Annotated in this window: 23 protein-coding genes and 1 tRNA gene; 13 read left to right on the forward strand and 11 right to left on the reverse strand. The window is 33.4% G+C overall.

Annotated elements, in window-relative coordinates; translation table 11 throughout:
* Positions 1 to 181 precede the first annotated feature (181 nt).
* From infC to ltrA, 6 genes are all read left to right on the forward strand, one after another.
* Positions 182 to 637: a translation initiation factor IF-3 gene (gene infC, locus AAHM80_RS03125; protein ID WP_341755578.1), complete on the forward strand. Its 456-nt coding sequence runs from the start codon at positions 182 to 184 to the stop codon at positions 635 to 637.
* An 8-nt stretch (positions 638 to 645) separates the two neighbouring features.
* The gene (locus tag AAHM80_RS03130; RefSeq protein WP_342260248.1) at positions 646 to 1,893 is read left to right on the forward strand and encodes a pyruvate dehydrogenase complex dihydrolipoamide acetyltransferase; all 1,248 of its coding nucleotides are present in this window, start codon (positions 646 to 648) and stop codon (positions 1,891 to 1,893) included.
* 57 nt (positions 1,894 to 1,950) lie between these two features.
* Positions 1,951 to 3,018, forward strand: a complete 1,068-nt coding sequence (gene prfA, locus AAHM80_RS03135; RefSeq protein WP_341755580.1) for a peptide chain release factor 1 — start codon at positions 1,951 to 1,953, stop codon at positions 3,016 to 3,018.
* Positions 3,019 to 3,028: 10 nt separating this feature from the next.
* Positions 3,029 to 3,298 (forward strand): hypothetical protein, encoded by a 270-nt coding sequence (locus AAHM80_RS03140; protein ID WP_341752020.1) that lies wholly within the window; start codon positions 3,029 to 3,031, stop codon positions 3,296 to 3,298.
* A gap of 318 nt (positions 3,299 to 3,616) precedes the next feature.
* Positions 3,617 to 3,693, forward strand: a tRNA-Ile gene (locus tag AAHM80_RS03145).
* A 744-nt stretch (positions 3,694 to 4,437) separates the two neighbouring features.
* Complete coding sequence (gene ltrA, locus AAHM80_RS03150) at positions 4,438 to 5,970, forward strand: group II intron reverse transcriptase/maturase (protein ID WP_342259765.1); 1,533 nt, start codon at positions 4,438 to 4,440, stop codon at positions 5,968 to 5,970.
* 54 nt (positions 5,971 to 6,024) lie between these two features.
* Here ltrA and uvrA read toward each other — a convergent pair whose 3' ends face one another.
* On the reverse strand, positions 6,025 to 8,883 hold the full coding sequence (gene uvrA, locus AAHM80_RS03155; RefSeq protein ID WP_342260411.1) for an excinuclease ABC subunit UvrA: 2,859 nt from the start codon (positions 8,881 to 8,883) through the stop codon (positions 6,025 to 6,027).
* Positions 8,884 to 8,990: 107 nt separating this feature from the next.
* On the opposite strand from uvrA, the gene ssb reads away from it, so the two are divergent.
* The 5 genes from ssb (at position 8,991) to AAHM80_RS03180 (ending at position 13,086) form a co-directional block, all read left to right on the forward strand.
* On the forward strand, positions 8,991 to 9,434 hold the full coding sequence (gene ssb / locus AAHM80_RS03160; RefSeq protein ID WP_342260249.1) for a single-stranded DNA-binding protein: 444 nt from the start codon (positions 8,991 to 8,993) through the stop codon (positions 9,432 to 9,434).
* Positions 9,435 to 9,625: 191 nt separating this feature from the next.
* Positions 9,626 to 10,684 carry a hypothetical protein gene (locus AAHM80_RS03165; protein WP_342260250.1) on the forward strand — a complete coding sequence of 353 codons (1,059 nt, stop codon included), beginning with the start codon at positions 9,626 to 9,628 and terminating at the stop codon, positions 10,682 to 10,684.
* A gap of 243 nt (positions 10,685 to 10,927) precedes the next feature.
* A complete protein-coding gene (locus AAHM80_RS03170) occupies positions 10,928 to 11,791 on the forward strand; it encodes an alpha/beta hydrolase (protein WP_342260251.1) in 864 nt (287 codons plus the stop codon).
* Between the two features lie 52 nt (positions 11,792 to 11,843).
* Positions 11,844 to 12,545: a 7-cyano-7-deazaguanine synthase QueC gene (gene queC, locus AAHM80_RS03175; protein WP_342260252.1), complete on the forward strand. Its 702-nt coding sequence runs from the start codon at positions 11,844 to 11,846 to the stop codon at positions 12,543 to 12,545.
* Positions 12,538 to 13,086 carry a GNAT family protein gene (locus AAHM80_RS03180; protein WP_342260253.1) on the forward strand — a complete coding sequence of 183 codons (549 nt, stop codon included), beginning with the start codon at positions 12,538 to 12,540 and terminating at the stop codon, positions 13,084 to 13,086. Before queC ends, AAHM80_RS03180 begins: the two co-directional genes overlap by 8 nt.
* Positions 13,087 to 13,338: 252 nt before the next feature.
* On the opposite strand, the gene cysQ is transcribed toward AAHM80_RS03180, so the two are convergent.
* The 3 genes from cysQ to AAHM80_RS03195 are packed head-to-tail and all read right to left on the reverse strand — an operon-like array spanning position 13,339 to position 15,824.
* Complete coding sequence (gene cysQ, locus AAHM80_RS03185; protein ID WP_342260254.1) at positions 13,339 to 14,100, reverse strand: 3'(2'),5'-bisphosphate nucleotidase CysQ; 762 nt, start codon at positions 14,098 to 14,100, stop codon at positions 13,339 to 13,341.
* Between the two features lie 10 nt (positions 14,101 to 14,110).
* Entirely contained in the window at positions 14,111 to 14,944 is an 834-nt protein-coding gene (locus AAHM80_RS03190) for a DUF2608 domain-containing protein (protein WP_342260255.1), read from the reverse strand.
* Positions 14,928 to 15,824 carry a DUF2608 domain-containing protein gene (locus tag AAHM80_RS03195; RefSeq protein ID WP_342260256.1) on the reverse strand — a complete coding sequence of 299 codons (897 nt, stop codon included), beginning with the start codon at positions 15,822 to 15,824 and terminating at the stop codon, positions 14,928 to 14,930. The genes AAHM80_RS03190 and AAHM80_RS03195 overlap by 17 nt, the downstream gene beginning before the upstream one ends.
* 626 nt (positions 15,825 to 16,450) lie before the next feature.
* On the opposite strand from AAHM80_RS03195, the gene dcm reads away from it, so the two are divergent.
* Positions 16,451 to 16,726 carry a DNA (cytosine-5-)-methyltransferase gene (gene dcm, locus AAHM80_RS03205; protein ID WP_342260257.1) on the forward strand — a complete coding sequence of 92 codons (276 nt, stop codon included), beginning with the start codon at positions 16,451 to 16,453 and terminating at the stop codon, positions 16,724 to 16,726.
* A 73-nt stretch (positions 16,727 to 16,799) separates the two neighbouring features.
* Here dcm and AAHM80_RS03210 read toward each other — a convergent pair whose 3' ends face one another.
* The 3 genes from AAHM80_RS03210 to AAHM80_RS03220 all read right to left on the reverse strand — a co-directional run bounded on the left by AAHM80_RS03210 (position 16,800) and on the right by AAHM80_RS03220 (position 20,761).
* Complete coding sequence (locus AAHM80_RS03210; RefSeq protein ID WP_342260258.1) at positions 16,800 to 18,893, reverse strand: palindromic element RPE1 domain-containing protein; 2,094 nt, start codon at positions 18,891 to 18,893, stop codon at positions 16,800 to 16,802.
* A gap of 331 nt (positions 18,894 to 19,224) precedes the next feature.
* A complete protein-coding gene (locus AAHM80_RS03215; protein ID WP_342260259.1) occupies positions 19,225 to 20,025 on the reverse strand; it encodes a DNA polymerase III subunit delta' in 801 nt (266 codons plus the stop codon).
* Between the two features lie 460 nt (positions 20,026 to 20,485).
* A complete protein-coding gene (locus tag AAHM80_RS03220) occupies positions 20,486 to 20,761 on the reverse strand; it encodes an HU family DNA-binding protein (RefSeq protein WP_341752038.1) in 276 nt (91 codons plus the stop codon).
* 444 nt (positions 20,762 to 21,205) lie between these two features.
* Between AAHM80_RS03220 and AAHM80_RS03225 the strand changes: the two genes are divergently transcribed.
* On the forward strand, positions 21,206 to 21,721 hold the full coding sequence (locus AAHM80_RS03225; RefSeq protein ID WP_342260260.1) for a hypothetical protein: 516 nt from the start codon (positions 21,206 to 21,208) through the stop codon (positions 21,719 to 21,721).
* Here the strand turns inward: AAHM80_RS03225 and ruvC are convergent.
* From ruvC to AAHM80_RS03245, 4 genes are all read right to left on the reverse strand, one after another.
* Positions 21,716 to 22,201 (reverse strand): crossover junction endodeoxyribonuclease RuvC, encoded by a 486-nt coding sequence (gene ruvC / locus AAHM80_RS03230; RefSeq protein WP_341755016.1) that lies wholly within the window; start codon positions 22,199 to 22,201, stop codon positions 21,716 to 21,718. The genes AAHM80_RS03225 and ruvC overlap by 6 nt on opposite strands.
* 39 nt (positions 22,202 to 22,240) lie before the next feature.
* A complete protein-coding gene (locus AAHM80_RS03235) occupies positions 22,241 to 25,300 on the reverse strand; it encodes an efflux RND transporter permease subunit (protein ID WP_342260261.1) in 3,060 nt (1,019 codons plus the stop codon).
* A 67-nt stretch (positions 25,301 to 25,367) separates the two neighbouring features.
* Positions 25,368 to 26,027, reverse strand: coding sequence for an amino acid ABC transporter permease (locus AAHM80_RS03240; protein ID WP_342260262.1), 660 nt, complete (start codon positions 26,025 to 26,027; stop codon positions 25,368 to 25,370).
* A 49-nt stretch (positions 26,028 to 26,076) separates the two neighbouring features.
* Positions 26,077 to 26,475: a hypothetical protein gene (locus tag AAHM80_RS03245; protein WP_342260263.1), complete on the reverse strand. Its 399-nt coding sequence runs from the start codon at positions 26,473 to 26,475 to the stop codon at positions 26,077 to 26,079.
* Positions 26,476 to 26,519: the final 44 nt, after the last annotated feature.

The following is a 26,519-nucleotide window of genomic DNA, read 5'->3' on the forward strand; positions in this document are numbered from 1 at the left end:
TCCCAGGGGTATAATGGAAGCAACTGTGTCGTACGTGTAAAAAGTACACAAAAACACAACAATAACTAATAACAATTTTTATGGAGAAAATATCATTTCTGGAATTAAGAATAGTAATTTTCCGAAGGCTAATAGGGAAATTAGGGCTAGTCAAGTTCGTTTAGTCGATGAGAATGGTGAGATGCTTGGCATCGTTAGCATCAAGAATGCTCTAGAACAAGCTGAAAAAGCTGGTTTAGATTTGGTAGAAATTTCACCAAATGCCGAACCACCTGTTTGTAAGATTTTGGATTTTGGTAAATTTAAATATGAGAGTAAAAAGCGTGTCCAAGACAGTAGGAAAAAACAAAGGGTTATTGTCCTTAAAGAAATGAAGTTTAAGCCAAACATTAGTCAAGGTGATTTTAATGTGAAACTTCGCAAGATCAAAGATTTTTTGAAGGAAGGTGACAAAGTAAAAATTTCTCTATGGTTTAAAGGCAGAGAGATTATCCATAACGATATTGGTATGAAGTTATTTGACCGCATATCGTTAGAACTAGAGGGCTTAGCTAAGATTGATTCCGCTCCTAAAATGGAAGGTAAACAGATAATTATGTTAGTCAGCCCTGATCCAAGTAAAATACCAACTAATTAGAATTATTTATGCCAATTAAAATTCTAATGCCTGCTTTATCTCCAACTATGACTGAAGGAAATATTGCAAAATGGCTTAAAAAAGAAGGGGATAAAGTTGTTCCAGGAGATGTTATAGCAGAAATAGAAACAGATAAAGCTACTATGGAAGTGGAAGCTGTAGAAGAGGGAATTTTTGCTAAAATAATTGTGCCGCAAGGTACAGACAATGTGCCGGTGGGTTCGCTTATCGCTGTATTACTTGAAGATGGTGAAGATGCAAACTTATTGGATAGTTTTATAGCAAGTAGTGATAATTCTGCTAAACCATCTACAGGAGCAGTAATATCTATAGAAGAAACTAAGCCGGTTAAGCACGATCAGCAACCGCAAACAATGAATGTGAAAGCTTTAGGCAGGATATATGCTTCGCCTTTGGCTAAAAGACTAGCTGCTATTGATAATATCGATCTGTCAAATATTCAAGGTAGTGGACCTCATGGCAGAATAATAAAAAAAGATGTGTTATCATACTTAGTGCTACCCACAAATAGTGGTAAGATTAGGGCGGTGAACAGAAATAAAGAAGAGTACAAGTGTGTCCCCAATAATAATATTCGTAAAATTATTGCTAAACGTTTGCTTGAATCTAAACAAACCATACCGCATTTCTATCTTTCAATAGAATGTAACATGGATAAGTTATTGGACATTAGAGAAGATATAAATAAATCACTTGTAGAAGAGAGGAAAATTAAAATTACAGTTAATGATTTTGTTATTTTAGCAGTGGCAAAAGCTTTAAAAGCTGTACCGGAAGCAAATGTTAGCTGGGATGAGTCTGCTATTCGGTATTATAATAATGTTGATGTATCGGTTGCTGTGGCAATTGATAATGGTCTTATAACGCCTATAGTCAGAAATGCCGATCAAAAAGATATAATTACATTATCGCAAGAATTACAAACTCTTATAAAAAAGGCTCGAGATAATAAACTAACTCCTGAAGAATTTCAGGGTGGAAGTTTTTCTGTCTCTAACTTAGGTATGTACGGTGTTAAGAACTTCAGTGCTATAATAAATCCGCCACAAAGCTGTATCTTAGCAATAGGAGCAAGCTCAAAACGTGCAATAGTTGAAAATAATCAGATAAAAGTCGCTACTATCATGGATGTTACTCTTTCTTCTGATCATAGAGTCGTTGACGGTGCTGTTGGAGCTAAATTTTTAGCTTCATTTAAAAAATTTATGGAGAGTCCTGCGTTAATGCTCATATAACGTTTGATTGACACCCTACCCTCACCATAACTTAAAACTTAAATCATAGAATAAATTATGAGTTTTTCCGATAATCTAGCAAAAATCTTGAATAAACATGAAGAATTATCGAAAAAGTTGGCCACTGGTATAGTCGGAGATGAGTTTATAAAAGCATCGAAGGAATATGCCGAGCTAGAGCCTATTGTTCAAACAATTAATGAATATAATAAATCTGTATCTGAATTGCATGACATCAAAGAGATGGCTCAAGAAGCAAATTTGGACAATGATACACAGACGATGATATATGATGAGGTGCATCGTTTAGAGATACTGATGCCTAAATTAGAAAGGGCAGTAAAACTCTCTTTGTTGCCAAAAGATGAAGCTGATACAAAAAATGCTATTATTGAGGTAAGAGCTGGTAGCGGTGGAGAAGAAGCAGCGTTATTTGCTGCAACTTTATTTAATATGTATCACAGATACGCCGAATTAAAAAGCTGGCGTTTTGAAATATTATCAATCTCAGATACTGGTATTGGTGGATATAAAGAAGCGTCAGCACTAATTCAAGGACGAGATGTGTTTTCCAAACTTAAATTCGAGTCAGGTGTACACCGAGTGCAAAGAGTTCCTGAGACTGAGTCAAGTGGGAGGATACATACTTCTGCGGCTACCGTTGCTGTCTTACCTGAAGCAGAAGATGTAGACATTAAGATCGATGACAAAGATTTACGAATTGATACATATCGGGCATCGGGTGCTGGCGGACAACATGTCAATACCACCGAATCAGCCGTAAGGATTACCCATTTACCAACTGGTATTGTTGTTGCCTTACAAGATGAAAAATCACAGCATAAAAATAAAGCTAAGGCTATGAAAATTCTTCGTTCTAGAGTTTATGAAGCAGAGCGATATAAAAAAGATATGGAAAGAGCCGAAGTGCGTAAAGGTCAAGTTGGTTCTGGTGATAGGTCAGAAAGAATTCGCACCTATAACTTTCCACAAGGTCGAGTTTCTGACCATAGAATTAACTTAACTCTTTATAAAATAGAAGATATTGTAAAAAACGGGCAATTAGATGACTTTATTGAAGCTTTGATATCGGCTGATGAAGCAAGAAAACTTTCAGAAGTTTAGGTTATATACAATGCAAATCTTATATTTTTTAAAGGCTACACCATTTTGGGTATACTTATTATTTGGTTACTTAATTTTTAGAGGGATTAGAGCAACTAAGCAAACAGTTATATTGCCATCAAGATTATTTATTGCTCCTGTTATTTTCTTGTTACTTTATATAAAAGGATTTTCTAATAATGTACAAGACTTAATATTATTTTGTATATTGCTAATTATCTCAATTATTATTAATTGGCGATTTTGTGACAAACCTCTTATACAGGTTAATAATAATTAAATAATTATTCCAGGTTCATGGCAACCTCTTATATTGATACTTATCATTTTTTCAAAAAAATATTTTTTTGGATATATGAGAGCTGTAAATCTAGAACTAGCCCCAAAATATAAAATAATGGAATTAATAATATCAAGTTGGGTGCTGGGGATCATGTTTTTTAAAGCAATATATTGTTATAGCTATGCAAACAAAATAAATAATCAGAAAAATTGGACCAAAAAGTCCTAAATTAATTAAAACTTTTTCAAGTGTTATAAAATTTTTACTAGACTTAGAAAGCTAATAATTATATAAACCTTAACGACCATTATAAAAGGGCCTGTAGTTCAGTTGGTTAGAACCCACCGCTCATAACGGTGTTGTCGCAGGTTCAAGTCCTGCCGGGCCCACCATTCTTCGATTTTAGTGCATTTTACGAATGCGTTAAAACTGGCTAGAATATCAAAAAAATGCATTCTTGAAGCGGCTGGCACGAATGCATTTTAATCTATTATCGCTAATAATCTTAGCTAATGAAAGTGGCGGCTCATCGTAGCTACCTTAACACTGGTCCGTGCGACACGAAGTCGCTTAAAAGAGTTGTTATCCCTGTAAATAGGAGATAACCATCTATATCGCTAGATGAACCTACTGCCCTGAATAAAGAGCGGGTAGGACAATGCAGCAAAGTACGTAATAAGTACGGGATGAAAATCGTGAGAAGATCGTCTTTCTGGTAGTCACATAAGCCGGATAAGCACTAGGTAACTGATATGCTGAAGATATTTGAACTTATGTAGAGATCGTAACGTTAGACAATGGTAAGTGACTGAAACCATTGATGAAAGTAAGTAAGGAGGATAGGACTTTGCTCCTTCGCGATTATGTATGCTTTCCGGTCTATAGTAAGCAGCTAAGTCAGTATTACTCTTTGAGCGAAACGTGGAAACCCTGTATAGCTCCTGAGATTAAATGCAGGAAGGTATACTGTGAAGTATACTATAGTTATGCAGGAATAGGAGGTTGGAAAAAGCGAATGCTAGGTTGTAATGTTCTAGATACAGATTGAAACATAATCTGACACGAAAGTGAGCTAACGTCCAACTGGTGTTTAATTGCAAGATAATTTATAGAACTGTTTTAATGGAGGAATGCAAATGACAGCAGTGAACACATCATTGACTGGTGCACCTACAGCTAAAGAAACAAAGTGGGATTCCATACTATGGAACAAAGCTGATTCTCAAGTGAAACGGCTACAAATGCGTATTGCAAAGGCTATGAGAGAGAAACGTTTTGGCAAAGTTCGTGCTTTGCAAAGGCTACTCACTCACTCGTTTTATAGTAAGTGTCTTGCGGTAAAACGGGTGACACAAAACAAGGGGAGTAAATGCCCTGGTACTGACGGCATCATTTGGCGTACTAAACGACAAATGATGCAAGCAATCTTGTCAATAAAACGATTAGGATATAAAACTCAACCACTTCGAAGAATTTATATCTCTAAGAAGAACGGTCAAAGGCCTCTTTCTATTCCTATTATGAATGATCGAGCCATGCAGGCTCTCCATTTACTGAGTTTAGAACCAGTTGCAGAAACTATAGCTGATAAAAACAGTTATGGTTTTAGACCAAAGCGATCTGTGGCGGATGCAATTGAACAATGCTGTAATTGCTTGTGCAGGAAAAACTCAGCCTCGTGGATATTTGAGGGTGATATTAAATCCTTCTTTGATCAAGTGAGTTTTAACTGGCTAGAAAATAATGTTCTTATGGACAAAGTCATCCTTAAGAAATTTTTACGAGCTGGTTACATAGAAAAGGCTAGTTTAGTAGCAACAATTCAAGGAGTGCCTCAAGGTGGGATAATTTCACCAAGCCTTGCACTGATAGCCCTATCGGGGTTAGAAGAGAGACTTGCCAAACATTTCAAAAGGAATCGTGGAAAAATCCATGCGATTATCTACGCTGATGATTTTGTTATTACTGGCGAGTCAAAGGAAATATTGGAAAATGAAGTCATACCACTAGTGAAAAACTTCTTGGCTGAACGTGGGCTACAATTATCACTCGAAAAGTCTCGTATTACTAATATAAGTCAAGGATTTGATTTTCTTGGTTTTCATATTCGTAAATACGGTAAGAAGTTAAAATTTCTTACGAAGCCTACAAAGGCTTCTGTAAAGTCTTTTCTCGCTGATATCAAAGCTACAATCAGAACTAACTTTGGCTCAACAACAGAGGACTTGATCCGACTGTTAAACCCAAAGATGATTGGTTGGAGTAACTACTATAAACACTCAGCTGCTTCAAACATCTTTTCTTATATTGATAATCGAATTTATAAGATGCTCTATAGATGGACACGAAAAAGACACTACAATAAAGGATTCCATTGGATTTATCAAAAATACTTCCAACGTATGGATTCCTCAAGAAGGTGGCATTTTCACGCTAAAATTAAGAATAATGATAAGAAAAATATTACTACTTCTTACCTAAACTTGAAATTAGCCGGTGATACCAAAATTAGACGTCATACTAAGATACTTGCGGATGCTCAGCCTTATGATCCTAGCTATTTTGAATATTTTCGAAAACGCGAAGAATATAAAAGAGCTTTACCCTCTGTTATGAATTGTAGCCGGGTCTATCAAGGCCTTATAAATGCTCGAGCCCAGTACGGTTAAAGTCGTACGCTGGGTTCCTCGGAGAGTGGAGTGCAGTAATGTACTCTGCTTATCCTACAGATAATGCTTTAAATATTGTCCAGTATAGCTCTCACTACAAGCAGCGATATCCTTCGGAGTCCCAGTAGCTACTATACTACCACCTTTATCTCCACCTTCAGGACCAACATCTATAATATAATCTGCTGTTTTGATAACATCTAGGTTATGCTCAATAACTATAACAGTATTACCCATATCAACTAACTTATGCAGCACTTTAAGCAATTTATTAATATCATCTATGTGCAACCCTGTTGTTGGTTCATCAAGTATATATAAAGTTTTACCGGTTGAGCGTTTTGATAACTCTTTAGCTAACTTTATTCTTTGTGCTTCGCCTCCAGACAAAGTGGTAGCAGATTGTCCAATTTTTATATAACCAAGTCCTACCTCATTTAAAGTAACAAGTTTTTCGTAAATTAGGGGTACTTTAGCAAAGAAACTCATTGCATCCTCAACTGTCATCCTAAGAACATCAGCTATAGATTTATCCTTATATTTAACTTCAAGGGTTTCTCTATTATACCTGTCTCCATTACAAACATCACATTTTACATAAATATCAGGTAAAAAATGCATTTCTATTTTAATCAGACCATCACCTTGGCATAATTCACATCTTCCACCTTTAACATTGAATGAAAACCTACCAACTTTATAACCCCGTGCTTTTGCAGTTGGTAGTTCAGCAAACCAGTCTCTAATATAGGTAAACGCACCAGTATAAGTTGCTGGATTTGATCTTGGTGTGCGACCTATTGGTGATTGGTTTATATCAATAACCTTATCAATATATTCAAGACCTTTAATTGACTTATATTCTCCTGGAGAGTTTTTTGAAGAGGGTTCTAAAAATTTTAAAGCTGCTTTATATAAAGTGTGAATTATTAAACTTGATTTACCGCTACCTGATACCCCTGTTATTGCTGTAAAACTGCTCAGAGGAATTGTAATGTTAACATCCTGTAAATTATTAGAAATAGCCCCAGTTAATGCTATTACCTTACCCGCAGGTGATACTCTAGTATTTGTTGGTACTTCAATAGATTGTTTACCGCTTAAATAGCTACCCGTTATACTATTGGGACATTGTTTAATTTCCTCAATTGTTCCTTGTGCTATTATATGTCCGCCGTGAATACCAGCACCTGGTCCGACATCTATGATGTGATCCGATTCGTACATTGTTTCTTCATCATGCTCAACAACAAGCACTGTATTACCAAGGTCTCGAAGATTCTTTAGAGTCTCTATTAATCTAGCATTATCACGTTGATGCAAACCAATTGAGGGTTCATCAAGTACATACAACACACCACTAAGACCTGAACCAATTTGTGATGCCAAGCGAATACGCTGACTTTCTCCACCAGACAGAGTTCCTGATTCTCTAGACAAGGCAAGATAATCAAGACCAACATTCATAAGAAATTGTAATCTTTCCTTGATTTCCTTTAATATACGTTCAGCAATAGTCATTTGTCTTTTATTGAGCTGTTTGTCTAATTGATTAAACCATTTCTGTAGTTGTAAAATACTCATGGTAGATACTTGTCCAATATGCATATCAGCGATTTTAATACAAAGAGATTCCATTTTTAGTCTATAACCTTCACAAGATGTGCATTTGTACTCTGCTTTGTATTTTAATAATTCTTCTTTTACTAAGGAAGAATCAGCCTTACGCTCCTTTTCTTGTAAACTAGGTATTATTCCAGCAAAAGGTTGCTGTACCACCTGAGATTTAGAACCATCATGATATTGAAATTTTATAACATCGTCACCTGATCCATGGAATAATACTTGCTGTACAATATTTGGTAGTTCTACAAAAGGAGTGTCTAATGAAAACTCGTAATGACTTGCTAAAGCTTTTAATGTTTCTAAAAAAAACTTTGAGGATATTTTCCCCCAAGGTGCTATAGCTCCATCTTTAATACTAATTCTTTTATCTGGAACAATTAATTCTTTATCAAGACACAATTCTGTGCCGATACCTTCACATTTAGGACAAGCACCAAATGGGCTATTAAAGGAAAAAATTCTTGGTTCTATTTCAGTAATTTGAAAACCAGAAACTGGACAAGAATATTTTTCTGAGAAAATGATTTTTGAACCTTTAGTAAGGTTGGTTTCTAATCCATTTGGCAAGTCAACAATTTCAATATATACTATACCATCTGCTAGTTTAAGAGCTATTTCTAAACTATCTGCAAGCCTGTTACCTAAATCATCTTCTAGAGAAATCCTATCAACAATTACTTCAATATTATGTTTTTTATTCTTATCAAATTTTGGCAGATTATCAATCTCATAAATTTCATTGTTAATAAATAATCGCCCAAAACCCTGTTTTTTAAGATCAAGCATTTCACGTCTGAATTCACCTTTCTGCCCTCTTATAATGGGTGCTAAAATGTATAATTTACTTCCCTTAGGAAGGTCACGAATAGCATCTATCATCTCCGATATAGTCTGATTCTTTATTGGTAAACCAGTTGCTGGAGAATATGGCACTCCTACCCGTGCATATAGTAATCTCAAATAATCATAAATCTCAGTTATAGTACCAACTGTAGAGCGTGGATTTTTAGATGTAGTTTTTTGATCAATAGCTATTGCCGGCGACAACCCGGAAACTGACTCAACATCAGGCTTATCCTGAAGATGCAAGAACTGCCTAGCATAGGAAGATAGACTTTCAACATATCTGCGTTGTCCTTCAGCATAAATAGTATCAAAAGCTAGTGAAGATTTACCAGAACCACTAAGGCCTGTAATGACAACAAACTTATTTCTAGGAATATCAACATTTACATTTTTTAAATTATGCTCCTTAGCACCACGAACTTTAATATATTCTTGCATAATGATTTTGTTATAAATTTTTAAGGAACTGTCAAAAAACTTGTAGCATTATAAGTTGTTTTGAATTACTATTGCAATAATAAAGTTTTAAATAAGTTAGGTAATGATTTGTGGCTGGTAGTTTAAATAAAGCAATATTAATAGGTAATTTAGGACGTGATCCAGAAATCAGGCACACGGCTGATGGTAAAGAGATAGCAAGCTTTAGTGTTGCTACTTCTGAGACATGGAAAGATCGTGCTACTGGAGAAAAGAAGGAAAAAACTGAATGGCATAGAGTAGTAATATTTAATGAGGGGTTGGTATCTGTTGTAAAAAATTATGCCAAAAAAGGAACTAAAGTTTACTTGGAAGGTAATTTACAAACTAGAAAATGGGTGGATAACCTTGGGCATGAAAAATATACAACAGAAATAGTGCTACAGAATTTTAACTCACAATTTATATTGTTGGATTCTAAAGGGGGTGGTACTCAAGCACTAGATTCTGTTGCACCCAAAAATATGGTTACTAATTTTGACCATAGTGATCTAGATGATGAAATACCTTTTTAACTGACCACCTTACGCACAACGTCATTGCGAAACCACGTAGCGGTTGTGGCAATCTAAGTTCATTGGATTGCTTCTTCGCCACTAAAGTAGCTCCTCGCAATGACTCCAAGCTGCTTTCTCTATGGGTTTTAAATGCCATGCGTAAGATGAGTGATATAATTGAATAGTATCATTTTTAGTGTAGTAACAATTTGAATAGAGGTAATGATTATGCCATTAACAGAAACGGTTATGCCATTAAAAAAAAGATAACAGATTTTTCTCCATATTTAAAAGATGGAGTGCTAAAATTAAATCAAGAGGGTAACAAACTCTCCGGTGGGAAAGGGGAGATCGGATGTTTTGACAAGATATTTGATATAGGACAGTTAGCTAAATTTATAGAAACTACCCCAGATATTATGGAACTTAATGCAGCTAACTGTGGTATTGGTAAGATGGACATAAATAATTTTCAGTCACTAATGGATGCAATAAAGAAGAGTAAAATTATTGCTGTTAATTTTGAAAACAATACCTTAAGCAGCCCTGGAATGGTGGAGGAAATATCTAATCTTTCTAAGATTTATAAGCTTTTTAAAATTTTTAAGATTTTTAAGTTTTCTGAGATTTCTAAGATTACTACTCTCAATCTAGGTGGCTGTGACATTGATGATAAAAAAATAACAAAAATAGCTGAAAACCTCTGTAATATTGTAACTCTTAATGTGGTAAACAATCATATAACTGATGAAGGAGTAGGTGCAATAGCTAAACATCTTCCTGATCTTTTAGCTTTGTATGCGTCATGCAATTCCATAACTGATAAAGGAGCAGATAAAATAGCTAAAGGGTTTAAAAAAATCGAGATTCTTATTTTTCCTGCTTACAATGACATAAGTTATGAAGGAATAAAAGGAGTAGTTATAGCACATAGAGATACCCTTACTGTATTTGATGCAGGCTTTTATGGTTGTTCTAAGCTACAAGTATGGGAATTAGGCAATTTATTGCCTAATTGTGTATTTAAACTTGGTCTATACTGGACAAGAGGTGTAAATGACAATAATGAGGCTCCCCTTAATCTTAATGGAGTAGTATGGGGAAATCCTCCTGTTGTTCCAGTATGGGGAAATCTTCTTCCTGTTGATCATGTTGAAGTAGTAGAGGGAGATAATAATGCCCCTGCTCTTATTGTACCAGTAGGGGAAAATAATAACGCTCTTCTTCCTGTTGATCTTGTTGGAGTAGTAGAAAATTTACAGGGATAGTAAGCAGGGTAATTTAAAAGTAGGGCTGCAGGTCTAATAGAGAAAGGAAGAAGTGCTTAATATGTGCTCGATGTCATTCCCGCCGTTGCTAAGAATGACATCGATGGTGGTTGAGGTTGCATTTATAACAACTATTAATTGTGACTTTTAAATTACCCTGAGTAAAGGATATAAGGAAAATGTTGATATTTTGTGATGTTACATCAATCTGCATAAATGTTTTTTTGTGGGTTAGGTTTATCTGTGGCTAATCTTGTTAACATAGTCACTAAGCCTAGAATTGCTCTACTTTTTGTATCTCTTCTGCTTTCTTCTTGTATTTCGTCTATAGAGAAAAGGGTTGAGGAGGCAGATAAGGTAGCCTCAATGAACAAGTTTGAGAAGAAACTTGTTAAGGCTGGGGATTTTGTTATCACAACTTACCAACGTATCTCGGATAAAGATAGTCCTTATGTGTTTTATATTGAAGGTGATGGAAGTATTAGTATAGGACGCTATGCCATTGCAGACAATCCAACCCCTTCCAAGGTTATGTTATTTAAGCTTGCTACCCTTGATACTAGACCTAATATAGTTTATATAGCTCGTCCATGCCAATATACACCAGTGGAGCTTAATCCCAACTGTAATCAAGCCTATTGGACAGACAAAAGAATGGCTGAAGAGGTGATAGAATCAACAAATATAGTAATAAATAGTATAAATAATGGTAATCCAGCTAGTTTGGTTGGTTTTTCTGGTGGTGGTGGAGTTGCTATCTTGGTGGCAGCAAGAAATAAGCATATTAAAGATATAATAACTATAGCTGGTAATCTTGATATTGAGAATTTCAGTAAACATCATGGGATATATGCGTTAAAGGAGTCACTAAATCCCATAGATTATGCAATAAAAATTAGCAATATTCCGCAATTACATCTTTCGGGAAGTAAGGATGCAATAGTACCGAGTAAAATTATGCAGGGCTATATAAAAGCTAGTTCTTCAGATTGTACACAGCAAAAGATTTTCCCTAATATTACTCATACCAAAGGCTGGGATAAGGTGTGGCAGGATGTGCTAAAAATTAATCTTACCTGTGGGTATAACAAGAAAATTGGGACGTAAAATAACAAAGCCAATTCGATATAAGAATTAAGCTTACTCATGGAAGATTTTTATGCAGAAGGCAGTAGTTTTAGTTAGTGGCGGTGCAGATTCAGCTACAGTACTAGCAATGATAGAAAAAATGAATTACGAAATTCATGCCATAAGTTTTAACTATTCTCAACATAATAATATTGAACTTGAGAAAGTTAAAGAGTTAGTTAAGAACTATAATATCAAACAACATAAAATTGTAAATATTGATTTACGTAGCTTTGGCGGATCAGCTCTTACTGATGATGCCATAGAAGTACCAAAATATAAAGATCATAGTGATTTAGGGGATAATATACCAATCACTTATGTACCAGCACGTAATACTATATTTTTAAGTTATGCTTTGGGATTTAGTGAAATAATAGGAGCCTTTGATATTTTTATGGGGGTACACGCAACTGATTATGCTAATTACCCAGATTGCCGTCCAGAGTACCTAGACGCTTTTGAGAAGCTTGCTAATCTTGCAACTGCGGTAGGAGTATTGGGTACACGAATTACCATTCATGCTCCCTTAATAAATATGACAAAAGGGCAAATTATCAAAACTGGTCTAGAATTAGGAGTAGATTACTCTAAAACAATTTCTTGTTATGATCCATTAGATAATGGGTTATCTTGTGGAACATGTCATGCCTGCTTACTTAGACTTAAGGCCTTTGAAGAAAATAATAAAATTGACCCAATTAATTATAAAATCGCTTCTACACATGCTTAATAGTTTTATATATCATCAATTTCCTATGTTAGACCTAGACAACATAGTACTGAGAGAATTAACTAGTGATGATTCAGAAGACTATTTTGGTTATATGAATAAATTAGAGATGAGTCCTTTCTTGACAGATAACAACATTCCATCAACTATTCCACAAGCTACTGATGAACTAAAATATTGGTCTAGCTTATTTCATCACCAAAGAGGGTTTTACTGGGGTATTTCCCTTAAAGATAATAATAAACTTATAGGTACGGCTGGGTTTAATACTGTTTCTACAATGCACCTCAAAGCAGAAATAAGCTACGATCTTGATCCTGCATTTTGGGGTAAAGGAATTATGCTAAAATCAATCAAAGCTATTTTAAGATTTATAGAATATGCTGGTATTGTTCGAACCCAAGCTACTGTAATAAATGACAATATACGTTCAATTAATGTTTTAGAACGATGTAATTTTGTCAAAGAGGGTTTGCTTAAGAAATATGAAATTGTTCAAGGAGTACATAGGGATTATTATATTTACGCCAGAGTGCTTTAGGTTTCTGTAAAAATTTTTAACCTAAAACAAATCAGTTTGATGTAAGACATCGGTTTAATAGCCTACGGTGTCGTCCTTGCAAGCGTTATGTCATTCCTGCGTAGGGCAGGAATCTAGAAAAATGACCAAGATAGCTTGTGTTGAGTTATTTTAGCCCCCTGCCTACGTAGGGGTGACATCACCCCTAATGGCGATGATTACTTGAGCCTACTATTAATTTATTACATCAATACTTGAGGTTATAAATCAATATCAAAACGAAGTAAAGATAGGGAAATATCGACTATAAGCATAGAAATGAGGATTTTGGAAGTTCTTCTTTTGATAAACTAATTCATTTCCATCTATATCCACAATATTTCCACCACTAGCTTTAATTAATGCATGTCCCGCTGCAATATCCCATTCCATAGTTGGACCAAACTTGGGATAAATATCCGCTTTCCCTTCTGCTACTAAACATAATTTAATTGAACTTGGTATAGTAACTATTTCAGTAATTAGATGTTTCTTTAGGAACTTCTTGATATCTGAATTTGACGAACGTGAGCTAACAACAGCCCTATAATGAGTTTTAGGTAGGGCATCAAAGCTTGTTTTTACGCCATTTTGTTCAATTCTTAAAGCATTATTAGCATCTGTATAATATAATTTCTGCACAGATGGTTGATAGATAAAACCAATAATAGGCATACCATTTTTTATCAATGCAATATTTACTGTATACGTATCCTCACCTTTTATATAACTTTTTGTACCATCAATCGGATCAATCAACCAAAATTGATTGTCATTCAGAGCAATTATATCTCTTTCTTCACAAACTACAGGAATATTAGGTGCTAGGTTCTTTAAACCATTATATATAAAGCTACTAATTTCCTTATCAGCATTTGTCACGGGAGAATTATCATCTTTATAAGAAACTATTAACCCTAAATCTCTTCTAATTAAAGCAATCCCACCAGCTTCAGTAATTAAACTTTTTAAAGACTTAATTAAATTAAGCATCATTTATTATTCATCATTTGCTATTTGTTATAAATTGTTTAGCCTCATCATCTTCTAACCACTTTCCTGTTTTTAATAATATTTCCTGTTGAAATTTTACTATATCCTCCTGTGGAGTGCCTTGTAATTCTGTAACGGCTAAATATTCTACCCCATAACAATCTAGATCAATTGTTCTTAGAAAATTATCTATGTTATCTAATTCACTTTTTCTATTCTCAAAGATTATAATGTTATTAGGTAAAATATTTGTGATACTCATAAACTCACGTAGTGCCTGAGCTTTATTTAGATAGTCGGTAAATATTATACCTTTATGAAAAATTGGTGACCTTTTATCAGTTTCATCAAATTTTAATATTTCTTTATTATTAATTTTATCAGTAAATTTAATACTGAGTCTACTTAGCTGCTCATATTGCCATTCCTCATAATTTTTAATCAGTCTACATGCTGGGTTAATTTTAGTAAACCCAAAAACCAAAGCCCCTGAACTTTTCAATTTATCGATAAATTTTGGCCAACTAGCTTCTACTAACATAACTTGTCTTTGCAATAGCAACTTAGCAATTATCTCATCCACATTAGGATGATATTTTGCCAAACTTGCCAGCTCTTCAACAAACCCTCTATAAGGATTAGCATAACGAAACATCTTAGACTTAGGCGTAACTATTGTATCATCAATATTGATTAGCACTAAGCTAGATGCATCAATTTTTTCAAGTAAATTTTTTACCGTAACAGAATCTATAGAATAAGTGGGAATAATTATTGCATAAGCTGTATATGGTAACATGATAAAAATTAACAATAATTTTAATAAAAAGTTATTTTTTATTATCATACGGATTTACACTCTCTTGATTCTTAACTGTGATTTTGCCATTGCTTCTCTTTACTGCATTTACCTTATTAACCAATTCATTAAGTGATTTTTTTAAATCACGAGAATTGAATATTGATTCTTTTTGGTCAGATAATTTATAATTATAGCCAATAAACATCACATTATCGTCATAATTTCTTAGTTGACTTTCCATTGCAGTCAACTCACTGGAATTTCCATCAACCATTATTAAAACTTTTGGCATAAACTTCACTTCTATTAAAAAATTTAATATCAACTGAAATGAAGCATTATTATTACTACTTAATATACCCTGATAAAATGTCGGATAAGTATTATCAAAAGGCTTCATATTATTAAAAATAAGATAATTATGTTGTGGGAAACTGTTGGACAAATCAATATTAAATTTCTTTAAATACTCAACCTCCCATATTTCTAGCTTCTTTATATTGTTAAAGTTACCAGTTAAACCATGATCACTCACAATTACGGGGCTACCTTTATCCATTATATTCTTTATAAAATTAGGCAAATTGACATCTAATAACTCATTTTTATACTCTGTAAGCAGTATTGTATCAAAATAAGCATCCTTTGAGGGTCTAACTGCTTTGAATATTTCATGTAGCTTAGATAATTCATTTTTATTTAATTGGATAATTGGAGGGAGAAATGATTTGAATATAACTTTTTCTCTACCCAAAACCACTAAGATATCTTTAGGGGAATAATTATTGCATAATTCTTCGTAGTCCTTATTTATTTGGTCTAAACTATTAACATCAATAATCTTACCATTTGCTATTAAAGGTAGTAGCAATATTATGTAAGAGAGGAGTTTATATGTTTTAAATTTAATTTTTCTAATTAGCATAGAAATTACTCTTATTTTTTGTTTATAACAAAAGTAGTTGGTCTACATCGTTTTATGTCATACGCAGGTAATCTAACTCAATGTCATTCCCGCTTAGGTAGAGGAATCCATATTATCTAACGACCTTTGCAGGTTATTTTTTGGATTGTATCTTGAATATTAGCTCTTTATGGAGTTAATATGGTCAGGAAAGAGTGACACAGTTTAAATTAGATAGGTCCTTAAAGACCGAAGGTATCTTGATGACCTCCTCCCTTGAATTACAAAGTATGATACAAACGGTAGCAGAATCCTTTAGAGATCGAATTTATAATCATGTATCAAAACTTTGCAAAACAACCACTAATTATAGGTAAAGCAAATGACTAAAAAAAGCAAGATATTTATGGGAATAGATGTTTCAAAAAATACGCTTGATATATCTATGAATAATAGATATCTTTAGCAAACTTGCTTATGCTGAGGAATTTAAAGAAACCACGAAACCTCAGCCCGCAGCGGACTATGATGCACGTGAAAAGCAGAGTACCGGTAGCACAAATAAATTACCAGCAGAAGTAGAATTTCGAAAGATATCTATTGAATATATTTGTAATATTGTGGTTAATTGCATTATAATGAGGTTTATGTATAATAACTTTACTTTTATTGATTTATTTGCTGGGATTGGTGGTGTAAGAAGATCATTTGAGTCTGTTGGTGGTAACTGCGTTTACACTAGCGAGATTGATACATCGGCATTAAAAACATATAGAGCTAATTTTAGCTGTGATCATAAAATTGATTGTGATATAACACAAGTACACGAACAAAATGTACCCCCTCACGATATTTTATGTGCAGGATTCCCGTGTCAACCATTTAGTATAGCTAGGGTTTCAAAATGTTTAATAGTCTTTTAGGCTATTTTTTTAGATTCCCGCCATTGCTTAGAATGACAGCTCTGTGTAGTAACTACAGTTAGCTATATAGTCTTTAAATTACAAGATTGCTGAAATATTTAACACTTTCTAATAAGGCTGGATTCTCCCCTATTAGGCTTGCCTCTTCTCCTAGACCATGACTTTTATAAGGATGACCTAAGTCATAACTTCCATAGTGATGATGATCCCACTGCTTTATAGAAGTTAGTACGGTATCACTAATTTCATGTAATGTACTACTAATATATGATTTAACTGCAGTCCACATAGCCCATATATTCCAACTAGAAATGTGACTTATAACCATGGGGCTTTCTACTAATTCTGTATTAGACCTCTTTCGAAACTCTACTTCTGCTGGTGATTTGTACGTTGATGCGGTACTCGAATCCTCATGTACATTCGAGTACGCTGCGGTTCGAGGTGAAGCGTCTCCTTCAAATCCCTCAGCATAAGCGAGTTTCGAAAGAGGTCTATTATTAGCTTCTAAAGACTCAATCTCAGATTTAGTGCTATCAATCACTGTAGTAGCTTCCGTACTATTTATATAAGATGCTTCTGTAGCTACATCACAACCTCTATCATTTGGTGATATATCAGATTGATTACTATCAACAGTATGTTGTTCATTTAAAACTGTTACCTCTGTATTATCAAGATTATCGCTTGCTATATTAATAGAGCTAGTTTTTTCTTGTTGATCATTACAATCTTGAAACTCAGTTAGGGATTCTTGCATAGGGCTAGATTGCTGTTCTACATCATGTTGTTCTACCGCTTCTACATCACAACTTAATTGATCAGTAGCTATGTCCATTTGAAACTCTCTTGTTTCAGGATAAGTTATTGTTATATTTTTTAGCTCCTCAACATCAGTAATAGACTCTATCTTTTCTTCTTCTATCGTTTCTTCATAATTTTCTACTACATGAAATATCTCAGTAGGCACAGGTTGCTGTTCTATATCATAATCTAGTTGATTTATTGGCTCATCAATATCTGTAATATGGTCTTCATCTTGAGACTCCATTGCTTCAAGGAAAGTTATTGATATATCACTTGACTCATCATTAATATCTATAGAATCCGTATTTTCTTCTTTAATATAAATCCCTTTTTCCTTATTATATGATTCAGTTATTCCTTTAGATATCTTTTCTAACTTTTTAGTAGAAGTATCGACCCATTTACTATACTTCCTAGTAAGATTTGCAGTAAGTTGTACTACAATTTTATCTTTATTGTTCTCTAAATATGTATCATTAAAATCAGCTAATACTGGCAATAATTTAGCTATCAGTTTTTTACTTTGTGTTGTTTTGGTTATTTTTAACTTCTGAATTGATAATAATATTATTTCCATAGAGGTAACAATACTATTCACAGAATCAGCAAATTTATGAATATTCTTTGAAGTGAACTTCTCCTGATCAAAATAACCCCACTCTCCCCCCTTTTTGCCTTGATTTATTTCTACTGCAAAATGCTTAAGTCCGGTTCTATTAATGACTGTCTTAAAAGATGGAGACACACCATAACCATTTTTTAACATATAAGTTTGCACTTTATCAGGGATTGTTATATATTTCGTAACTTCCGAAGCAATATCTTTTGTACTAAATCTAGCCTCTTCATTCGAGTCTCTTAAAACTATCATACTAACAAGATCATCTTGTAAACGTCCAGTAACAATATCTGCGATTCCTTCATTAGTTGATAATTTTTTAATTACATCTGCTCTATATTGCTCAATTTCCTCTTTAAACTTATTAATTTTTTTTGCACCCTCTGATGTTGTCTCTATTTCATCAAGTCTTTTCTTTATATCTTTTATCGTCATAAATAGACTTAGTGCACCTTTCTGCTCATTATATAATAATGAGTGACACATTATCTGAAAAATATCCTTTGTTATATCAACTTCACCTTGATTGCCAGCTACTGTGCTAAAAAACTCTTTACGTAAATATTTCTCAAAAACATGCAGACTATTTTCCCTCAGCTTACTAATAATATCATCCACTTGTTGTGGCGTTTTAGATACACCTAATTCGCTTGAAGATTCTGTGTTATCTACTTCCTTTGTTAAAGGAAAAGCTTCCTGAACAAGTGTAACTGTATTTACTGTTAAAATATCTTGGGACATGTTCTTATATTTTTCTATAAAATTAAAAAAACTTACCTCCGTATCAAACGGATATTACGATTGCGACGGATTATAACATACTTATTCAAACAATGCAAGATAAAAATATATCTTCTGCTTCTCAGGGCAGTTTCAAAGTCGCAATCAAGAGTTGGTATATGTAGTAGTATTAACTATTAAGGATGTCATCACCCCCTGCGAAAGTAGCTTACTATAGGCTATTTTTTTAGATTCCTCACCGAAGCAGGAATGACATACTAGTGATCCACGCGGGCAAAACCTTCACGGGAATGACATTGAATAAGAACGGAAACAAATTTTGACGACAAAATTACCATAACTCTTCTATTAATGCTATGGTATTAGCCCTTAGATCTAGGTCATAATCTATGGTGTTATTTATTATTCGTTTGATATTTGCAAATTTTGTTATCAAATAATCAGGGGAATTAGAACGCAATTGATTAAATATTTTATTCTCTAATTCATTGAATTCAATATTGATATTGAGAGATTTTTTAGTAATTCTATTAACTAGATATAGCATGCTACAAGCAAAATCTCCCCATAATTCCTTGTTTTTACTGGTAAATTCTTCGATAAGATCTAACTTCACTTTAGGATTTGCATAGTTGGCAATGTACGTCGTAAATTTAACATATATATCGCTTCCCACTAAGCGATTTTGTGATTTTATGTTAATTTTAGCACATCTAGATCTTATAGTACTTATTATTCCGGCAGCCCTTGAGGTAATCAAGAAAATAAAACTATCCTTTGGCGTATCTTCTAAAAGTTTAAGACAGGAACTTGCTGCATTGAGATTCATTAGATCTGCTTGATAAATAACAGCTACTCTATATTTAGATATTGATGATGTTCTATAAAAAAATTGCTGTAAATCTCTAATTTGGTCAATAGATATGTCTTTGACACTGCTCGTCACAGAATTATCCCTAGCTACTAAACGATAATCTGGATGATTTGTTAATTGAATTTTATCTACAATCAAACTGCTTTCTATAAATATAAGCAAATCTTCTAAAGCTTTTGCGGTATCATCAACATCAATCAACCAACTATTATAAAGCCTAGCCTGTTTGAATCTACATTCAAGATATTCTTTGATCATTCTGCTAATGGTATAATAAAAAATAGGTTTCTAGGCTTTGCCAACATGGGTCAGAAACCACAGCTGTCGAAAGTTCGAAAGTAGAGCGGGTTTTAGGCAGGGCAGTTTAAAAGTTGTATATGGTCAAGGTCATTGCGAGGAGGTATAAGCCGACGAAGCAATCCATTTTTGGTTACTTTTATGGATCGCTTCGTCGACTTACGGTCTTCTCGCAATGACCTTGACCATATACAACTTTTAAACTGCCCTGCCTAAAACCCGCTCTACTTTCGAACTTTCGACAGTTGTGACCCAGAAATGCCAACGTAAGTAATGATACTTGTATGGCAAAAGCGATGGCAATCCCTACATAGGCAGGGATGACACTAGCTTTGTTGTATTAAACTCAGGTTACTTAAACTTGCACCCTTGGTAAAAACTATAACATTTTACAGAAGCAGGTTCTAAGTAAAATACGAACTTACGAATTATTACAAGCTTCCTTCATTTTCTTACCGGCTCTAAAGACTGGTTGTTTATAGGCAGCAATATGCATTTTCTCACCAGTTTTTGGATTACGACCTTCACGTGCAGCTCTACTTTGTATATGGAAAGAACCAAACCCCACTAGGTTAACGTCCTCACCACGACTAAGTGCTTTAAGTACACTGTCTACAACCCAAGTAAGGGCCTTTTCTGCATCACTTTTTGAATGACCTGCTTCAGCCATTAATGCTACTAATTCTCCTTTATTCATATGCTCAACTCTCCAAATAAATTGTTAACATTTCAGACATTAATGTATTTAGTATACTCAAATGATTTAGAGAATTGGATTTGAAAATGAAGAACAAGCGGGGCGTACATAAGATACGTTGTTACGTTCGTCCTTGATATTAAAAAAACAATTCTTCAAAGCAGAAGAATATATACTAACATACCAGCAAGATTTGTTATATCTCGTTGGCTAGATTATAGCAAACACTAAATTGACTGCAACTGAGACTTCTTTAGAACTTTTGAATATATTATTTTATAATCTAATTTCAATAAAATTGTATCTATTTTACATCAAGTTAGTTTCTTATCCTGTAGTTAGGAGGATAGTATATTATTTTTGCTTAAATGAAATAATTAGTTGAAAATCATAATAGTTTATATATTATAGCTTTCTTATTTAATATATAAAAAGGGAACTTTTATGATCACTAGACTATTCTACATATTATTTATTTCAATTTTTAGTTTAAATACTAGTGCTAATCCAGCTCCATTGGGTTTTGAATTAAATAAAGCAAGTATAGCAGATGTAGAGCGAGTATATCAGATTACTAAAAAAGAGAGGAATCATTGGGATGGATATAATTATTATATTAATGTTAGAGATGTCAAATTAGAGGGACTGACTGAATTATTAGTAATATGTAATGATGATAATATTATCCAAGCAATCATCTTAACGATAAATAACGATAAATTTACAGAGTTTTATGAGTTACTTGCAGAAAAATACAAACTCACCCATAGCCAAAACCCTAATTTAGGTAATAAGGAGATTAGATTTGCCGATGGTAGTTGTACTATTATATTAGATTCTCCATTACTTAGCTTTAGTATGAGTCTTATATACATAACAGATGAGTTTCTGACAAAATTTAAAGGTAAGCAAAAAGAAGAAGAAAAAGTGAAAAAAGCAAAAGGTAAAGAATTGCTATAATTCAATTATAGGAGGTTTTGAGGTATAAGCCCAACAAACATAAGCCACTGCAAGGGCATCTGCTTCATCAAAGTTACTGATTGCAATTGCTCCTGGTAGTAAAAGTTTAATCATTTGCAGAACCTGATTTTTTTCAGCATGACCATAACCCACTACAGATTTTTTGATAACATTAGGTTTAAATTCTTGAAAAGCAATATCATATCCTCCTATAAGTGACATGACTGCTCCTCTAGCATATCCCAATTTTAAAGATGAAACACTATTCATATTAACAAATGTCTCCTCCATAGCAACAATAGCAGGTTTATATTGTACTATTATCTTTTGCAAGGACGAGCTAATGAAAGCTAGCCTTTTATGCATTGCTTCGCTTGATTTAGTCTTTATGACCCCACTATCTAAATATTTCAGAGGATCGGTATCGATTACCCCCCATCCCATACCAGCTAAAGATGGGTCAATTCCTAGTATAATCAAAATTATTCCCCCACTAATAGATTTTTTGTAAAAAATTATCTAATTCTTCAATTCATTTATTTGAATATATTCCCTTTTAAAACTTTGATATAAAACTGGAATAACAAATATAGTGAAAAGAGTTCCTATACTCATTCCACCAACTATTACCAAACCAATAGAATTTTGAGCGGCTGCTCCTGCTCCAGAACTAATCACTAATGACATTGCCCCAAAAATAGTTGCTAGAGTAGTCATTAGAATAGGTCTAAGTCTTAAGCTAGAGGCTCTAGTTACAGCTTCTCTAACACTTAGTCCTTGGTCTCTTAAGTTATTAGCAAATTCTACTATCATAATAGAATTTTTTGTTATCAAACCAATTAAAGTGATCAAGCCAATATTACTATACATATTAAGCGTATTACCACATATTAAGAGCATTAATACCCCTCCAGTAATTGAGAATGGTACAGCAATAAGTATTAATATAGGATCAGTAAAACTTTCAAATTGAGCTGAAAGCACTAAATAAATAAACAACAAAGCAAATAAGAAAGTAACAATAAGATTACTTTGTGATTCTGTCATTCTTTTAATCTCTCCAATATATTCTAATATAGTTGTGCTACTATCCAATAATTCATCAGCTATAGTATTTATCGAATTTATGGCATCGGTAATTTTTTGGTTTGGAGCTAAACCTGACGAAATCGTTACCGATCTAGAATTATTATAGTGGTTATAAGACTCAATAGACACTTTCTCAACCATATTAGCAACTACACTTAATGGCAGCAAATTATTAGTTGGTTTATTGGTTGGTATCAGTATCTTACTAAAATGATCGGTACTATTACGGTATTTTAGGTTATATTGCATAGTTATATCATACAGATTATTGCCCATTCTGAAATCACCAATTTTTCTTCCTGCCAGCAAATATTGCAATGTTATCCCTATATTTTCTAAACTTACACCAAGCAGATAAGCTTTATCTCGGTTAACAATTACGTCAATTGTCGGCATAGAAGAATTTAAATCACTACCTACATTGATAAAAACTGGATATTTCTTCATTCTATTAACAAATTTCTGTGATATTTGATCTAGCTCGTCATATTCAAGTGAGGTCTGTAAAGTAAATTCGACAGCATTTCCAGCATCACCACTAACCAATGAAGGTGGATTTTGAACAAAAATCGACATTCCTGCTATTTGTTGAAATTGCTTATTAAGCATATTTTTTATAGCTTCTTGTGACTTTGATCTTTCTTTCCAATCTTTAAGAGGTACGAAAGCAAAAGCACTGTTACTACCTCCAGAGCCAATTATTGTCAAATAACCGGCTATATCTTTATGAGAACTAAGTATTTTTTCAGCTTCCACTACTGTTTTCTCTGATTGTTTAATACTAGAACCTTGAAGACCAGTGAAGAAAACTTGTAAAAACCCATCATCTTCCTGGGGAATAAAAACTTTTTTGACAAAGATCAAACTAACAACTAGTACAACTAAAGATAGTGCAATAATAAGTGAGAATTTCTTTTTATGATCAAGAGCAAGATTTAAATAGTACAAATACTTGCTTTGTACTAATTTAATGAACTGATCAAATTTAACTAAAAACCCTAAAGGAGGTCGATCATTTTTACCAATCATGCGACTTGCCATCATTGGCGTTAAAGTAATCGCCACAAAACCGGAAAATAAAACGCAGAATGCTAAGGTCCAAGCAAATTCAATGAATAACTTACCAATAAATCCATCTATCAAACCTATTGGTAAGAATACTGAAACAAGTGTTATAGTCATCGCTACAATGGCAAAACCAATTTCCTTAGATGCAAGAAAGGCAGCTTCTATAGGAGAATGCCCCATCTCATTGTACCTAAAAATGTTTTCTAACATTACTATTGCATCATCTACTACCAAGCCAATAGCTAATATCATTGCTAAAAGGGTAAATATATTGATAGAAAATCCTAAATAATACATAACAATAAATGTACCAATTAATGATATCGGAACAGTTACAAATGGTATGAGGGTGATTTTTACTGATGCCAAGAACAGATATATTACTACCATAACCAAAACTAATGCTTCCATGATAGTGAAGAATACTGATCTGATTGAAGCCCTAACTGGAATTGATGAATCATGGGCTATATCAATTGTTATACCTTTAGGTAGATTTTTTTTTATTTTATCTAGTGAATATCTAACCTCTTTGGATAAATCAAGTATGTTTGCCTTCGATTGTTTTATAAGACCAAGTGCTATCGAGTTTTTTCCGTTATATCTAAAAATTACCTCAGTATCTGGAGGGGCTAAATATATTTTAGCAATATCTCGTAACTTTAATATATTAGCATCTTTCACTTTTAGTATAATTTTTTCAAACTCTTCCGGTTTACTTAAAGAGCCATCTAATCTTACAGTAAAATCACGTGCAGCTGTTTTAATAGTTCCTGCTGGATAATAGATATTTTGTTTTTTTATAGCACTCTCAATTTCTAACACTGACATTTTATGCTGATATAATTTTACCGGGTCTGGTTCTATACGCATAGAGTACTCTTTAGCACCATATATCTCAACCTGACCTATTGTTTCAAGTTTTTCTAAAATGGTTTTTACGCTATCTTGAACAATTTGGGTTAATTGTAAATCATCATATACATCACTACTGATACTTAAATACAAACTAGGAAAATTATCTGCATCCATCTTAGCAACATAAGGCATGCTCATACCTTGGGGGAATATGGAACTTATATTAGAAATTTTAGACCTAACATCGTTTAAGGCTGTTTCTGTATCAGCCGATGATAGAAATATTAAAGTAATATGGCTGCTACCTGTAGAGCTTTGTGAAGTGATAGTATCAAGGTTCTTGACAGTTTTTAGTGCTTTCTCAATACGAGTTGTTATCTCTTTCTCCATATAAAGAGCATCTGCCCCAGGGTAATTTGCATATACTGTTATTACAGGAGAAGAAATATCGGGAATACCCCTAATTTGCAGTTTAGTAAGAAATACCGCCCCTAAAATAACAACCACTAGACTCAATACTGTTGCAAATACTGGACGTTTTATACATATTTCACTTAAATACATATTATAAATAAATCCTACTTATGCAAATTTGGGATAAGAATTTGTCAATTCTTATCCCGAATTGGGGTTACTCCACTCCAATTACTAGTCTTTTTTCAATAATTTTAGCTAATTTACTGATAATTATTACCATAACATAGTAACAAAGTCCTGCTATTAACATAGGGGTAAAATAAGTATAACTTTCAAGCGATACTAATTGAGCTCTACGCATTAAATCCATTTCACCGATCATTGATATAATCGATGATTCTTTGATTAAATTAATAAGCTCATTAACCAGTGAAGGTAAGATATTTCTTATGGCTTGGGGCAAGATAATATCTTTCATCATTAATCTCTCGGGTATAGCTAATGCTTTAGCTGCCTCAATCTGTCCTTTATCAACACTATTAATTCCAGCTCTAATTATTTCCGAAACATATGCCCCGGAGTTTAATGAGAAAGCTATGCTACCAGCAACGAAGACACCAAGCTTAATGCCAATTACACTAGGTAAACCAAAATAAATTATGCTAAGTTGTATAAGTAACGGAGTACCACGAAAAACAGATGTATAGAAATTAGCAAACAGTCTTAACGCACAACTTTTACTTACCTTACAAATTGCTAGTAAGGTACCAATAATCAACCCTAATAACACTGAAACTATACTGTATTTCAGTGTTACTACCATCCCTTGCATAATAAAATATATAGAAGAAAAATCAAGTAATTGCTCAAACATCTAACACTCTTAAATAACCTCAATTTTGGAATTGTTCCAAACTTACTACCTATTCAAATTTTCGTATATTACGAGCAACCTCAATGGAAGAATTCATCATATTAGTACAATATATTTCAAACATTTTCCGCTGTAACAAAGCTAAATCTGGTAATCCCTTACATTTTAACAAATCTTTAGTAAGTACAACATTCTCCTGCATCCCTTTACTCATCGATGATAAGAGTTGATTAAATATATCTTCGGTTACTCTAATACGACTATTAACAACTGCTAAATTTTTAGAAATTGCAGAATTTACTATATCAGTATACTCTTTTGATAATCTCGATAATTGAATAACCAAATTGTCTATTGTTTCAGATTTCATTTCAGAACTATCTGAATTGTCCTTTAATTGAATATCCGGGGGTAGTTTTTTATTTGAGTTTAACTTATTTTTGCCCATATTTTCTCCATTTTAATATAAATATACTCTAAATTGATACTACC

The sequence above is a fragment of the Candidatus Tisiphia endosymbiont of Metellina segmentata genome, from assembly GCF_964030715.1.
Taxonomy (GTDB): domain Bacteria; phylum Pseudomonadota; class Alphaproteobacteria; order Rickettsiales; family Rickettsiaceae; genus Tisiphia.